This window comes from Streptomyces minutiscleroticus (assembly GCF_014650875.1).
Classification (GTDB): Bacteria; Actinomycetota; Actinomycetes; order Streptomycetales; family Streptomycetaceae; genus Streptomyces; species Streptomyces minutiscleroticus.
Window position 1 is genome coordinate 1 of sequence record NZ_BMVU01000067.1, and the last position, 14317, is coordinate 14317.

General features: G+C 72.4%; 11 protein-coding genes and 3 pseudogenes. 3 read left to right on the top strand and 11 right to left on the bottom strand.

Translation table 11 applies throughout. The annotated features are described in order from the left end of the window. From IE271_RS35005 to IE271_RS35015, 3 genes are all read right to left on the bottom strand, one after another. A partial coding sequence (locus IE271_RS35005; protein ID WP_190194507.1) for an ABC transporter transmembrane domain-containing protein occupies nucleotides 1–688 on the bottom strand: 688 nt, incomplete at its 3' end. A 541-nt stretch (nucleotides 689–1229) separates the two neighbouring features. Further along, a complete protein-coding gene (locus IE271_RS35010) occupies nucleotides 1230–1454 on the bottom strand; it encodes a hypothetical protein (RefSeq protein WP_190194508.1) in 225 nt (74 codons plus the stop codon). Nucleotides 1455–2635: 1181 nt separating this feature from the next. Next, nucleotides 2636–3274: a TetR/AcrR family transcriptional regulator gene (locus tag IE271_RS35015; protein ID WP_190194509.1), complete on the bottom strand. Its 639-nt coding sequence runs from the start codon at nucleotides 3272–3274 to the stop codon at nucleotides 2636–2638. Nucleotides 3275–3580: 306 nt separating this feature from the next. Here IE271_RS35015 and IE271_RS35020 point away from each other — a divergent pair, with 306 nt between their 5' ends. After that, nucleotides 3581–4981: an MFS transporter gene (locus tag IE271_RS35020; RefSeq protein ID WP_190194510.1), complete on the top strand. Its 1401-nt coding sequence runs from the start codon at nucleotides 3581–3583 to the stop codon at nucleotides 4979–4981. After that, entirely contained in the window at nucleotides 4978–6198 is a 1221-nt protein-coding gene (locus tag IE271_RS35025) for an FAD-dependent monooxygenase (RefSeq protein ID WP_190194511.1), read from the top strand. Before IE271_RS35020 ends, IE271_RS35025 begins: the two co-directional genes overlap by 4 nt. Nucleotides 6199–6795: 597 nt before the next feature. On the opposite strand, the gene IE271_RS35030 is transcribed toward IE271_RS35025, so the two are convergent. The 6 genes and pseudogenes from IE271_RS35030 to IE271_RS43675 all read right to left on the bottom strand — a co-directional run. Beyond that, nucleotides 6796–7989, bottom strand: a complete 1194-nt coding sequence (locus IE271_RS35030) for an NAD(P)/FAD-dependent oxidoreductase (RefSeq protein WP_190194512.1) — start codon at nucleotides 7987–7989, stop codon at nucleotides 6796–6798. Beyond that, nucleotides 7986–8186: a ferredoxin gene (locus IE271_RS35035; protein ID WP_190194513.1), complete on the bottom strand. Its 201-nt coding sequence runs from the start codon at nucleotides 8184–8186 to the stop codon at nucleotides 7986–7988. The genes IE271_RS35030 and IE271_RS35035 overlap by 4 nt, the downstream gene beginning before the upstream one ends. Continuing rightward, nucleotides 8183–8851 carry a TetR/AcrR family transcriptional regulator gene (locus IE271_RS35040; RefSeq protein WP_373308887.1) on the bottom strand — a complete coding sequence of 223 codons (669 nt, stop codon included), beginning with the start codon at nucleotides 8849–8851 and terminating at the stop codon, nucleotides 8183–8185. Before IE271_RS35040 ends, IE271_RS35035 begins: the two co-directional genes overlap by 4 nt. A gap of 956 nt (nucleotides 8852–9807) precedes the next feature. After that, nucleotides 9808–11172, bottom strand: a complete 1365-nt coding sequence (locus tag IE271_RS35045; RefSeq protein WP_190194514.1) for a S28 family serine protease — start codon at nucleotides 11170–11172, stop codon at nucleotides 9808–9810. Nucleotides 11173–11326: 154 nt separating this feature from the next. Continuing rightward, nucleotides 11327–11800, bottom strand: a complete 474-nt coding sequence (locus IE271_RS43670) for a Cif family virulence factor (protein WP_190194515.1) — start codon at nucleotides 11798–11800, stop codon at nucleotides 11327–11329. 250 nt (nucleotides 11801–12050) lie between these two features. Beyond that, nucleotides 12051–12488, bottom strand: a pseudogene (locus IE271_RS43675) (SDR family NAD(P)-dependent oxidoreductase); the annotation flags it as partial. Here IE271_RS43675 and IE271_RS42640 point away from each other — a divergent pair. Beyond that, nucleotides 12433–12760: pseudogene (locus IE271_RS42640) on the top strand (LysR family transcriptional regulator); the annotation flags it as partial. The pseudogenes IE271_RS43675 and IE271_RS42640 overlap by 56 nt on opposite strands. Before the next feature lie 175 nt (nucleotides 12761–12935). On the opposite strand, the gene IE271_RS35060 reads toward IE271_RS42640, so the two are convergent. Continuing rightward, nucleotides 12936–13412 (bottom strand): YbaK/EbsC family protein, encoded by a 477-nt coding sequence (locus IE271_RS35060; protein ID WP_190194516.1) that lies wholly within the window; start codon nucleotides 13410–13412, stop codon nucleotides 12936–12938. Nucleotides 13413–13735: 323 nt separating this feature from the next. After that, a pseudogene (locus IE271_RS43680) lies at nucleotides 13736–14299 on the bottom strand (glycosyltransferase); the annotation flags it as partial. Nucleotides 14300–14317 lie beyond the last annotated feature (18 nt).

The following is a 14317-nucleotide window of genomic DNA, read 5'->3' on the forward strand; positions in this document are numbered from 1 at the left end:
AGGCCCGGATGGTCTCCATGTTCGTGAGGCTGTCGGCGACGTGGCCGGAGACCCGGGCGATCGCCGCCTCACGGTCGTGGACGAGCGCCTGACGGCGGCGGATCAGGGGCGTGGCGCCCGCCGCGGTCAGCACGATCATCAGGAGGAGGCCGGCCACGAGCAGCGGCTCGTAGTGCCACAGCACCACGGCACCGAAGATCAGTGGCACGAGGCTGCCCACGATCCGGTACGTCACCGTGTCGACGAAGTCCTCGAAGCGCCTGCCGAAACCCAGCACACGCTTCGTCAGGGAGCCGGCGAAGTTGTCGTGGAAGAACGCCGCGTCCCGGGTGAAGAGTTCGTCCATGCCGGTCACGTACAGGTGCTCCATGCCGAGGGCGTCCACGCGGTTCAGGCAGTGCTGCCCGACCCGCCACACGGCCTCGGCGAGCAGCAGCACCGCACCGAAGCCCAGCACGTACGGCAGCGCCGAGGCGAGGGTGAGACCGCCGCCGTCGGCGGCCTGCCCCGCCAGTCGGGCGATCAGCAGGGGGGCGATGTAGTTGATGCCGGTGGTGCCCACGGCCGGCAGCAGCAGGGCCGGCAGGGCCAGCCATCGTAATCGGAACAGTTCCCGGCCGTAGCGGCGCAGTGCGAGAACGACCGCGCTCCTGCCCGGCGTCGGCTCATGCGTGTCTGTCTTCCCCATCACACTCCCGAGGTCGGAACTCGGAAGTCTCCCGTCGGAGGAAGCCATCGGTCCAGGCATTTACCGCGGACGGTCGAGAACCGGACACCGCCGCCCTCATCGCCTTCGCCGGCCTGCCGCTGCTCGCCTCGCCGGCCCTGCCGGCCGCCGTCGTCCTGTGCCAGGACCGCACCGCCAGGCCCTTGACCGCCAGGCTTTTGGCCGCCAGTTCCTTGCTGCCGCTGCGCGTCTTCCGCTCGCGCGACGTCTACGGTGCCGATGTCATCATGCCGCTGATGGTCGATGCCGCTGGTGGTCGCCGCCTCTTCGGCCACCAGTTCCGCACCGCCCTGTGCCCCCAGGACGTCCTGGGCTACGGAGCGTTCAAGGCCGACGCATCCGCGCCGCTCGAAGACACGCTTCCGGCGCGGGACTCCGGAACGGCTTCGCGACCGCCGGCCCAGGACTTCGCGTTCGGCCGGCAGCGGGGCACGCCTCCATGGCGAGGGACACGGGGACGCGCGTCCCCCGCCACGGGGTCGCGGTGCTGTCCGGCTGCCGACTACCCGGCACGCTGTCGTGCGGCGTGAGCGGTCCGCTCGTCCTGGACGGTGGCGTCGGCGTCCGGGTCGTACACGCCGCCGGTGACGGCGAGCAATTGCTCGATGCGCTTCCATTCCGCGAGTTCGGCCAGGTCGCGCACGTCCTTGGCCAGGTCCTCATGGTTGCAGTCGAGCTGCTGCAGGCGCGTTCGGTGGAGAGCGGCGACTGTTTCGCGGTGGGTCATGCCGAAAGCGCGTCGGCGGACCGCGGCGCGGCCGGCTCTGACCCGGTCGGCCAGGTCGTCCGGAAGGACCGCCGCTCGGGTCCGGGGAGTATCGGGATGCTGGTGGGATGAGGGAGCAGGAGTGGACACACAAGCCTCCCAACGTCGCCTGAGACAAAGGAGATGGCGATCTGTCCTGCATGGTAGCGACAGACGTTACACATCCTTATAGCAGTCCGGAATTCCGGTTGACTACAAGGGGGATATCAGCGTCCCTTGCCGCTGTGAAATTCAGGTGCGGATATGCCTCAGTAATATGGGCGCCCGCACAGACGTCTGTGTGACGGTTGGTACGGGCCAGAGCCGGGCGGGCCACAGCAGGAGCAGACATCGTCCATGGCGCCGCCCCGTCCGCGTCCGGTACACCGCTACGGTTGCCGGTCCGCACTGGCCACCGCCGCGCCGTGCGCGGCGGTCGAGGACGCCCGGAGGGCAGGACAGCACTGGCCGGCGCGCACTGCGCTCGTGTCCGGGCGGCCCAGGACGCAGGTCTGCTCGGGCCCTCGTGCATCGTTCCTCTCCGTACGGCGCGGTGTTGCTTCTGTGCGGCACACTGTTCACTGTTCACTGTTCTCTGGGCTGTTCCCTTGTCACGGTTCCCTTGTCGCGCTTCAGCCGGGCTGGGCGACGGCGGGCAGGCCGACGACGTCGACGCCGAGCGTCCCGGGCACCCGGATGACCGGATGCCATGGGCATCACCCATAGCTCTCGCCGACTTTCCGTCCTCGCCCCTCGCTCTTTCCCGGACGTACCGTGAGACGGTTCGACGGAGTGCCCACCGCGATCGATTCGGGAATTCCCGCTCTGCGCACGTCGGTCCTTCTTCCGCCGAGCGGACGATGACGCGATCGAAAGGACCGGCGGCGTACCCACGGACGAAAACGGGTCGGGAACGCGAGAACGCACGGGAAAGCGGGCCCTGGTCACGGGTGGTTCTCGCGGAATCGGAGCAGCCATGCGGGCACTCGATGACCATTGAGGCATACGCCCGTCCGCGGAACGGCGGAGTGGCCGGCCGAGCAGGTGCGCGCCGGGACCGGTGCCACCCGGGTCCCCCTGTGGGCCGGAGCCGCATACGCGTTCATCGAGTACGCCGAGCGGCACGCCTGACAGCAGCACAGGGCGGCGGCCTCCGGGCTGCCTCAGCTCTGCGCGGTCCGGTACGCCCGGAGGAAGGTCCGCACGCCCTCGACGACGAGCGGCCGGACGCGGGCGTCCTCCGCGGCGTTCGCGGAACCGAGCCTGTCCAGTGCGACGCCGAAGGTCAGCGCGATGAACTGGTCGGCCGCGAGCCGGGGGTCGGGGACGTCGAGCAGCCCGGCCGCGGCGAAGGCGGCGAACCGCTCGGCAAGTGCCTCGTCGGGGGTGTCGGCCAGGGAGTTGTAGCCCCGGTGCGGCAGGTGGCCGGACTCCGCCCTGACCAGTCGTTGCAGCGTCGCGTACTCCGCCGAGCCGAGCATGTCGGTCGCGATGCGCATCGAGAACGTGACCAGGGCGTCCTCGAGGCCGGCGGCCTCGGTCAGGCCGGTGAGGGTGTCGTCGAGGGTGCGCCGGATCGTGGTCACCAGGGACTGGCCGATGTCGTCGACGACGGCCCGCAGCAGCGTCTGCTTGTCGCCGAAGTAGTCGTAGACCGTCCGCTTGGACACCTCGGCCCGGGCGGCGACCGCGTCGACGCTGGACCGGTCGAAGCCGTCGGTGAGGAACAGTTCCCGGGCCGCCGCGAGGATGGCGGCCCGCTTCCGCGTGGACCCCTCGCGCAGTGTCTTCGTGGTCGGCATGGGCACATCGTACCCTTTCTACACTGTACGGTGTAGTGTAGTCTCGGCTCACGGCGCGTGCCGCACTCGTTCACCCGCTCCGCCCGCACCCGCTCCGCCCGGCGACGCCGTGCATGCGCCGCTTCGAGTACCGCTCCCCCGGGTTCACCCCCGCCGGACGGCCTCGGACCTGCCCGCACGGCACATCCACGCACACGGCGCCCCGCGCGAACGGTCACTGTGTCCGCGCCGGGCCCGGCGGGACCGCAACAGCACTACGCGTACGGCCGGCCCTTCGCTCGCCCGGCCATGACGGAAAGGACGTCCATGACCGCAACCCTGGCTTCCCCGGCCCGCGTCGGGAAGGCCGCTGTCGGGGCCCTCGGCCTGCTGGCGGTCGCCACCGGTGCCCTGGAGTCGGTGGTGACGCCGACCCTCCCGCTCCTGCAACGCGAGCTGGACATGAGTCCCGCCGAAGGGGCGTTGCTCAGCATCGTGCTCCTCATCACCGGCGCGCTCGTCACACCGGTCGCGGGCAGGTTAGGCGACCGCTACGGCGGAAAACGGGTCCTGATCCGGCTGATGGCGGTGGTCTCGGCCGGCGGCCTGGTGTCCGCCCTGGCGCCGAACCTGCCGGTGCTGCTGCTCGGTCAGGTACTGCAGGGGGCGATGGTGGGCGCGCTGCCCCTGTCGTTCGTCCTGGTGCGCGCACACCTTCCCGCGGGAGAGTCGAAGGTGGCCATCGGGGTGGTCAGCGGGTTGTTCGTGGGCGGCGGGATGGCGGGAACGCTGTCGGCCGGTCCCGTGGCGGAAGGGCTGTCCCGGCACTGGATGTTCGCGCTGCCGGCGCTCGCGGTCATCGGTTCCACCCTGCTGGTGGACAGGCTGATGCCGCATGATCCGCCGGGCCGTCCGGGCGACGACGCCGGGGTCGACTGGCCCGGCCTGGTCCTCCTGAGCGGGACGCTGGTCACGCTCATGCTCGTGCTCGCGCTGGCGCCCGACATCGGCTCGCGGCCACTCGTTCTCGGCGCCCTCGTCGTGGTCCTGGCCGCCTTCGTGACCGGATGGGCGGCCGTCGAGCGTCGCGCGGCCTCGCCGATGGTCGATCTGCGCATGCTGGCACGTCCCACGGTGTGGAAGTCGTGCGTGCTGACGTTCGTGATCTGCGTCGGCACCTCGGTGGCGGTCTACCTCGTCCCCCAACTGTTCGCCGTCTCCGCCGACGGCTACGGTTTCGGGGCCGGTGCCACCGAGATCGGCTTCTTCCTGCTGCCCGGCGCCGTGGCCGCGTCGCTGGCCGGGCCGATCAGCGGGATCGGGGCGCGGCGTCTGGGTTCGCGTGCCGTTCTCACCGCCGGGATCGTCCTCCTGGCCGCCGCCCTGCTCGCCCTGGCAGCCGTGCACACCGAGGTCTGGCACCTCGTCGTCGGCAAGGCGATGATCTCACTCGCCAACGGTCTGTGCGTCACGGCGATGGTGGCCGGCACCGCCACCTCCGTCGACCGGAGCGACACCGGCATCGCCACCGGCCTGGTCCTCGTGACCCGCGTGCTCGGTTACGCCGTGGGTGTGCAGGTCAGTGGCGCGATCCTCACCGCCGGAACCCCTTCGGGCTCGGACGTCCCGGCCGAATCGGCCTTCGTCACCGGCTTCGTCGTGGCCGGCGCCGTCACGGCGCTGTCCCTGCTTGTCACGCGCACCATGAGCAAAGGAGTCAAGGAATGAACCGCACCGATCCGTCGGGGGGCGTCCGCACCACGCCGAGGCGCGAGGTGCTGATATCCGGGGCCAGCATCGCGGGACCCGCCCTGGCGTTCTGGCTGAACCGCTACGGATTCGCGGTCACGGTGGTCGAGAAGGCCGCCGCACCGCGTGGCGGTGGTTACCCCGTCGACGTACGGGGCACCGCACTCGAGGTCGTCCGGAGGATGGGGATCCTGCCGCGGCTGCGCGACGCCCACATCGACCTGCGCCGGCTGACCTTCCTCGACGCGGACGGCGGCGAGGTGGCCTCGGTCTCCCCGCACACCGTCACCGGCGGCGTCGCGGGACAAGACCTGGAGGTGCGGCGCGGCGATCTGACCGCCGCTCTGCACGCGGCGGTCCGCGACGACGTGGAGTTCCTGTTCGACGACTCCATCGACACCCTCGACCAGTCCGGCCACGGGGTCGATGTCACCTTCCGCGGGGGCGGCAGGCGTACGTTCGACATGGTGTTCGGCGCGGACGGTCTGCACTCACGCACCCGCGGGCTCCTGTTCGGCCCCGAGGAGCGGTTCCACCGGTACCTCGGCTACTGCTTCGCCGGATTCACCATGCGCAACACCTTCGGGCTCTCCCACGAGATCACGATGTGGAACACGCCGGGCAGGGCCGCGGCACTCTACGCCGCGGGGGACACCGACGAAGTGCACGCCCTCCTGAACTTCGCCCGTCCGGAACCGCCGTTCGAGGCGTTCCGGAACCCCGAGGCACAACGGGACCTGGTCTCCGCGGTCTTCGCCGACGCGGGATGGGAGGTCCCGGGCATGCTCGCCGCCCTGCGCGACGCGGACGACCTGTTCTTCGACGGGGTCAGCCAGATCCGCATGCCCCGCTGGTCCAGCGGCAGGGTCGCGCTGGTGGGCGACGCCGCGTACGCGCCCTCGTTCCTCACCGGACAGGGCTCCAGCCTCGCGCTCGTCGGCGCGTACATGCTCGCCGGTTCCGTGGCCGGCCGGGACCACGCCGCGGGCTTCGCCGCCTACGAACGCACCACCCGTGAGTTCGTGACCGTGAACCAGGACCAGGTCGGCGAGGGCGACGCCGCCCTCTTCCCGACCACCGCCCGGGCCCTGGAGCAGCGCAACGACATGCTGCGCAGTCTCAGCGCCATGCCCTCCGCGGAGGAGCGGCCGGCGCATTCGGCCCTCACCCTGCCCGCCTTCACGCCCATGACGTGAGTCCGGGCAAGCGCGCCGATGACAGACGCCACCGGCGCTCGGACCCGGTGGCCCGAGCCGGTGGCCGGAGCCGGTGGTCCGAGGACTTCGACGACGCTCCGACCGCCGTCCGGCCGCCCGGCGGGGCGGTCCGGCGTCCCGGGGGCAGGAGGTGCCGCCGGGGAGCAGGGCCTTCTGTTCGGCGTGCCCCACCACGGCCCAGGGCGTGCTGTCGCCCCAGGAGCGGACACGGGTGACCGGGCCGCGGTCGCTCAGCGCGCGCATCCCCGGCGACGGGTCGAAGGGGCAGGCGGAGGAGCGCGCAGGGGGAGGGCGGGAAGGTCCGCAGTGGTGGTGTCGGGATGTGTCGTCATCGTGGCCCCTCGGAAACGGGGGTCGGGTGGCCGCCGACAGCGCGGTCGGCCGATGACGCGGCGGGAGGCGTCCGCGACGGGTCGCGCGGCGGGCGGGCACCGGCGTCGGCCGCCGCGCCCGCCGACGGTGTCATGACCTTGTGCCTGTCGGGCGGAGAGGGAACGCGCCGCTGCTCGGCACGGTGGCGACCGCGGCGGGAAGGACGTGGAGCGGGTCGCCGGAGGGCGCGCCCCTCCCCCGCGGTCACGGAGCGGTCGGCTCCAGCGGCTGGGTGTAGTGGTCGACGAGACCGGCCCGGTGCAGCCGCGCCTGCTTGGGCATCCTCCAGCCGAGCACACCGACCGGCCCTCGCGGACCGTCGTAGCGCACCACGAAGCGCCCCTCCGCGGGATCGCCTTCGACGACCTCGACGGTGTTCTCCGCGGACGGCACGCCGAACACCTGGAGCCTGACGTCGAACTGGTCGCTCCAGAAGTACGGCACCGGCAGGTAGGGCCGGTCCTCGCCCAGGATGTTCCCGGCGACGGCCAGCGCCTGTTCCGTGGCGTTGGTGCGGTTCTCCAGCCGGAGCAGCCGCCCCAGGCCCTGGTGATGCCAGCGGGCCACGTCTCCCACGGCCCAGACGCCCTCGGCCGCGCGGCAGTGGGCGTCGCAGACGACGCCGTCGTCCAGGTCGAGGCCGCTGCCGGCGAGCCAGTCGGTGCAGGGCGAGCAGCCGATCGCGGCCACGACCACGTCGGCCGCCACCTCCTCCCCGTCGCTGAGCCGCACCCCCGTGACGGCGCCGTCCTGGGACAGCAGGGCGTCCAGCAGTACGCCGGTACGGAGGCCGACGCCGTTGCCGGTGTGCAGGGCCGCGAGGTGCCCGGCGACGAACGGGCCCAGTTGTCCGGTCATCGGTGCCGGCTGGGGGCCGACGACGCAGACTTCCAGTCCCATCAGCCGGGCGGTGGCGGCGGTCTCGGCGCCCAGCACACCGTCGCCCACCACGACGACGCGACGTGCCTTGAGCAGGGCGGAGCGCAGGGCGAGGGAGTCCGCGACGGTCCGGACGACGTGGACGCCCCGCAGTCCGCTCTGGCCCGGCAGCGTACGGGCTGTGATGCCCGTGGCCACGACGACGGCGTCCGCGCTCACTGTCGTACCGGATGCGGTGGAGACGCTGCGGCGCTCGACGTCCAGGGCGGCGGCCGGGTCGCCCAGCAGGAACTCGGCGTCCAGTGCGTCCAGGACCTCCTTCGTGCGCAGCTGCGCACGGGTGGGCTCCCAGGCACCGGAGAGGACCTGCTTCGACAGGGGCGGCCGGTCGTAGGGCGGTTCGGGCTCGGCGCCGATCAGGGTGAGGCGCCCGCCGAAGCCTTTGCGGCGCAGTGCCTCCGCGGTGCTGAGGCCGGCCGCCGAGGCACCGACCACCAGGACGTGTCCGGGGGCGTTCACTCGTCCCCGTCCAGGTGGATGGCGGCGGCCGGGCAGACGTCCGCGGACTCGCGCACCGCGTCGTGCCGCTCCGCGGGCGGTTCGGCGTCCAGCAGGACGACGATGCCGTCGTCCTCGCGCTGGTCGAAGACCTCGGGGGCGATCAGCACGCACTGACCGGCGCCACAGCACTTCTCTTCTTCAACAGTGATCTTCAAGATGCTTCCTGGATGTGGGGATGGGTCACCGGGGCGGTGAGAAGGCCGAAGAGGGCGTCCTCCAGTTCGTCGGCCGTGTCCGACCAGGACTGGGAGGGCAGGGCCGTACCGTTGGCCAGGTCCCGTTCCCGTTCGGCACAGGTGTGGGTGATGAGGTTGCGTGCCATGTCGCCGCGCCTTCGGCGGACCCCGGGCGGGAGGTCCGCCAGACCGTGTTCCAGACCTCGGACGACGGTGTGCAGGCCGGGGCGCGCCAGCGCCTTCTCGGTGACCAGGTTCCGGGCCACCGGGTCGGTGAGCACTTGGACGGTGAACCGGGCATGCCATGAGGGGACTCCCAGGCCGGCCAGGTGCTCGGTCACCGGCCGCACCAGGCAGCGCACCCATTGCCGCAGATCGGAGCCGTCGTCGACCTCGGCCGCACAGCGGCTCTGCCGCGCGTCGACCTGCTCCCCGTGGTGCTCCATGATGGCGCGCACCAGGTCGAGCCGGGTGCCGAAGTGATAGCTGACGGCGGTGACGTTTCCCTGGCCGGCCGCCTCGCTGATCTGCCGGTTGGACACCGCGGACAGCCCTCGTTCCGCGTACAGCCGTTCGGCCGCCGCCATGATCGCCTCACGTGTGGCCGCCGACCGCTGCGCCGCCCGTGCGGTGGAGGCGCTCACCGTGCGACCGGCAGTTCGAGCAGGGGTGCGCCGGACGTTCCGCCCTGGTGGCGCGGCTTCCCGGACCCTGCCGCGAGAGCCCGGGCGGGCAGACGCCGCGGCATGACGCCGAGTACGGAGTGGTAGGGGGTAGGGGCGGGCCGGCCGAGGGGGGAACGGGGGCCGGTGCCGAACGTCGGACGGAGGTCGGGCGTACGGACTGGGTTCATCCTGTCGGGTTCCTCGCAGGTGAGTTCACCACGACCGGCAGCGGTCGCACGGCACACCACGGTGGTGTCCTTGGGAATCACGCCGTTCGGCGCACACCGTGCGCCGTGCCGCTCATGCCCGTCGTCGTTCGTGACGCGGGACATGAGGATGGCACGGATCCCCTCGCGATCGCCGACCGCAGGACGTGCGGCGCCGGGACGGACGAGTCGCGCTCGCAGGGGACGTGGACCGTTCCGAGCCGTACGGACGTTCCCGCAGCGGGTCAGCGGCGCGGCGTCACCGCGGGGCAGAACCACCCGGGCGGCGGCGCGGGCCTGCCGCGGTGGCGTCCGCCCGGCCGGTGGCCGCAGAACTCCTGACACGGCGATCGGAGGGTCCGAACCGTCACGGGCGTCGACGTGCAGCATGGTTGCTCCGGTTGCGGGGGAAGGAGAACCGTCTCGCAGCAGCGAACCACACCGGGCACAGCAATTCAATCGATTGACTTAAAGTTGCCCCTCAGGAGCCCCGCTCTCCGCCGAGGACATCGTTCGTGCGTCTGGAGGGTTTGTTCGGCGACGCGGCAAAAATGAGCGCTCGTGTCGCTCCGTCTGCCGCCTGTGCGCGGGCCGGGCGACGATAGCCGGATCGTGGCCACCACTCCGGCCGGCGCCGGGCCGGCGGCCCCGCGGGTGAGGCCCGCAGGGCCTCGGCCTCTTCTGCGACATCGTGACACCGCGGACACGGCCTCGGCCCTGTCCGGCGGTTCACCTGCCGTCCCGTGCCCCCGTGGCGCGCACGCCCATGGCCCACCGGCGCAGCGCCGTGACGGCCTGCGCGCGGTCGGCGGAGGGCAGGTCCGCGATCGTGACGTGGTGGTTGCCTCCCGGCACCCACAGCACGCGTGCATCGCGGTACGGGCCGGGTTCGAAGGACTCGGCGACGGACGGGTCCTGGGTGCCGTTGACGAAGAGCATCCGGTCGGCGTGCCGCCGCACCCAGCGGTCGATGTCGGGCATGGCCGCGGCGTCGAAGCGCATCGGGATCTCGCGCGGTACGAGATTGCGGGGTTCGACGGCGTCCGGATACCGCAGAAGTCCGTCCAGATGACCGGTGGGAACGCTCAGGTACCCCATCTGTGTGCCGAGCTGGTACCAGTAGGGGATGTACTCCCGGGCTGTGGAGTCGGCGTAGGCGGACAGGGCGGCCGTCTCTTCCAGCCATGTGTACAGCGCGTCGGTGGAGGCGTCCGGGCCGGGGACGGCGGCGGCGTCCGCGGTGGTGCGGTTCTGCCAGAACATGAACGGCAGGCGCAGGACGGCGGTCTCCAGCGCCTTGTCGGCGCTGCCGACGATGCGGAAGGTGTCGCCGGTGGCGGCCGCCCAGTCCTGGTAGCGGGCGACCAGGTCCGCGCGGCGCAGCAGCATCTGACGCTGTGCCGCCTTCAGGGCGTCGCGGGCGGCGGCGGTGCCCACGTGCTCCAGGAACCGCACATAGGCGGAGTCCTCGCGGTCGTCGACGTTGTTCGGGGCGGAGTAGGCGACGGTGCCGTCCACGTCGTGGGGGTGGAAGCGGCGGTGGTACACACTGGCCATGCCGCCCTTGCTGCCGCCGGTGGAGATCCACGCACCGGGGTACAGCCGGCGGAAGAGGCGGACCACACGGTGGTGGTCGTCGGCGGCCTGACGGATCGTCAGGTGGGTGAGGTCCAGGGTCGGCGGCCGCGAGGTGCCGAAGAAGCGGTGCTCGACGCCGAGCTGGTTGCCGGCCAGCAGGACGGCCGGTTCGGTCCGCCGCGGCGTGAGCGGCACTTCGTATCCGGTGCCGAACAGGACGGTGGGCCGGTCGGCGGCGGTGTGGAGCAGGGTGAGGCGCTGCTCGAAGGTACCGGCCCCGGCGTCCGCGTGGTCGACCGGTTGGCGCAGGCCGAGCACGAAGAAGCGGTATCCGGGCTCGGCACCCGGCCGTTCCTCGATCACCCGCAGCCCCGGAAGCGCCCGCAGGGCGTCCACCACGTCGCCATGCCCGATACGGTGCCGGTCCGCGGCCCGGACCGGCACCGCGGCCAGACCCGCCGCCGGGACCGCCGACGCGGTGGAGGTGAGCAGACGTCGTCTCGTGAGGATGCGCATGTGAGTCCTTCCCGATGTGACCGACCGCCCCAGTACACCGGCCGGCGGCACCGGAGAGATCCCGCGTGCGAGGGCCCCTCCTCCCCCGGGCGGGGGAGGACACCACGGCACGAGGACGTCTCGTCGTGGAATGCGGGCGCAGGCGGCCGGGTGCTCAGTCGAAGTACCGGACGGCCTCCTCGTACGGAAGCGCTTCGACAGCGGTCTGGTCGCGGACGATGTGCCAGTCGCGCTTCTCGGTACGCTGCCAGACCAAGGAGTTGTGACACTTCAGGCACGTCACCTCTCCGTCGGGCGCCGTGAGCATCGCGATGAAGACCATCCGCCCGCAGGCGAGTTCGCCCGAGACCAGCACCTCCGGCCCTTCCGGGACGGCATGTGCCGCCGACCGCATGGCCGTGAACGCCGGCCAGAACGCCTCCGCGTACTCCGGGACGGAGCGGAACGTCCGGCGCTCCGGATCGGCCTCGTCGAAGAGGATCACGTCGGCGTCGAAGTCGTAGAACCGTCCGAAGACGGTACGGAACTCGCGCGGCGCGGAGCCCTCGGCCTTGTCCCATGCGAAGATCCACTCGCGCTGCAGGTCGGCTACGGTCCGCTCCGCGCTGCGTGTCGTCGTGTCGGACATCCTTCACCTTCCACCGGCTTGTTCGGAACACCGTCGAACTTGCCAGCCGTGAGCCGCCGGAACCAGGGTGTGCTGCTCCGAGGAGCGCCGCGGCCCCTCGGCCCGCGCAGAGCGCGTGGGGGCCGTTCGACGAGCGGCCCCGCCCCACATCCGGTGGCGCCCGTGCCTCACGTCCGTGCCGGCACCGGCTGCGCAGCTCGTGGAGGGCTACGGCAGAGGGCGGCACCGGACCGGTTCCGGTCTGCGCCCAGACGTCAGCGGTCGCGTCCTCCCACGGGACCTGGTCGTATGTGCCGGCGTTGTTCACGAGGACGTCGACCGGTCCGTCGGCCAGCGCCGCGGCGGTGACGGCATCGGCGCCCTCGTCGCCCGACAGGTCCCCGATCGCGACGTGCGCCGTCCCACCGGCGGCGGCGATCGACTCGGCGACAGCGTTCGCACGCTCCGCGTCGCGGCCGTGGACGACGACCGCCGCACCCTCGGCCCGACGGCCTGCGCTGTAGGAACGGAGCCCCTGGAAGACGGCGTCCTCGGTGAACGGTGCTGCGACCTTCTCCGGCTCGCGCGCGTCGACCTCGGACCTCCACCGGTCCATGACGCCCCGCAGGACGGCTTCTTGCCCTGCGGTTCCCGAGCGGCTGGCCCGGGACACCGGTGCCCGCGCGGTGTGCATCTCCGACGGCGGCATCACCGGACCCGCCTTCCACGACCACGTACGCCGCTCGCGCCGCCCCGTCCTCAACTGCCCCAAGGCGCAGACGACACCGTCGCCGCCCGACCCGGTCGCCCGCCCCGTGGTCGGGCCGAAGGTCTACCGGACGTGGTCCCTGGTGTGGCGGCGCAGCGAGGCCCGTGCGGCCGTGCTGAGCACCGTGGAGGCCCTCACGGACGGAGTCCGGCGACCTCGGCCTGAGCGACCCGGCCGTGTGGCTGCCCGACGACGACCCGCACGAGCGGTGACCCGGCTCCAGCGGACCGGGGCGGACCGGCCGAGCAGGAACACCTCGAAGGATCACCGCGGCACGGCTGTGCGCTGCACCTCCCCTCCGGTTCGGCAGCCGGACCCGACAGCGGAACCCCGTGCGCCGAAAGCCGGGTGGCGGTCCCGCCCGCCGCTCGCACACTGGGCACGCGCTCAGTCGGCGCTCACGCCGACCGGCTCGGCGCCGGTCAACCGCACCAGGTCCTTGCAGGTCGTGCGGAAAACGGTGTGCGCGAGCCCGGCCCCCGCCCAGACGTACGGGTAGTCGTCCAGGTGTTCGTCGATCAGGGTGGGCACAGGGCTGGGGTGGCCGATCGGGGCGACGCCACCGACGCGCTGACCGGTGACCTGCCGGACGAAGTCAGGGTCGGCACGCCTGATCCTGCGGTGCGCCACGCCGCGGAGCCGGGCCACGCGCCGGGTGTCGACACGGTGTGCGCCGCTGGTGACGACCAGCAGCGGATCGTCGTCCACGCGGAAGACGACACTGTTGGCGATGGCCCCCACCTCGCAGCCCAGCTGGGCGGCTGCCGCCGCGGCCGTCGGCGCGGGACCGGGCAGCTCCAGGATGTCGGCGTGGACACCGTGCTCGGCCAACGCCTCACGAACCCGCCGGACCGCCGTGTGCATGCGTACACCTCCACAGTTCGCCGCCCGAGACAGCCGCCGACCAAGCGCGGCCGGGCTCACCCTGCCCGCCGGGGCCGCCGGCCGGCACTGCCCATGCGTATAGCACGCCTGCCCGCGGTCACCGCAAGCGCATTTCGTCCGGCGGCCCGGGGCCGCCGGGAAGCCCTCGGCCGAGGGGCGACGGGCATCAGGTGCCGGAGTCCCCGTCGGATTGCCGCCGCCCGGGGCTCCTTCTCACCCGGATCGGCCGGAGCGTGCCTCCCCGGCCTCGTCGCTGTTGTGCGGAGGTGCCGTCCCGGGCCGGCGGACCGGGCCGGTCCCGCTCACCGCGGGGCGTCGAGCAGCAGGCTCGCGGCCACCGCCGCTCCGTCGGTGCGGATCGTGCCGCCCAGAGCCTCTGCCCGCGCCCTGGTCCCGGGCGCCAGGGCCGTCCTGAACGCAACGCTCAGGGATGCGCCGGTCGCGGTCCGGCCGTCGAGTGCCGCACCGATGCCCAGGTCCGCCACGCGGCCGGCCCAGTACGGGTTGTCCGACAGCCGGCCGGCCACCACCACTTGCGGTACGCCCGCCCGGGCGGCCGTCACCGTCGTGCCCGCGCCGCCGTGGTGCACCACGGCGGCCACCCTGCCGAACAGACGCTGGTGGTTGACCTCGCCGACGGCGAAGCAGTCGTCCCGGTCGTCGACCGGGTCCAGGTCCGCCCAGCCGCGGGAGACGAGTACGCGATGCCCCGGCGCGCGGATCGCCTCGAAGGCCCGGCGGACGATGTCCTCGGACGGACGCATGCTGCCGAAGCCCACGTAGACCGGCGGCGCGCCCGCGTCCAGGAACGTCACCAGGTCGGCCGGGAGCGGGCGTTCGTCCGGCAGGCTCCCCGCACCCGTCTGTGCCGTCCCCTGCGTTCC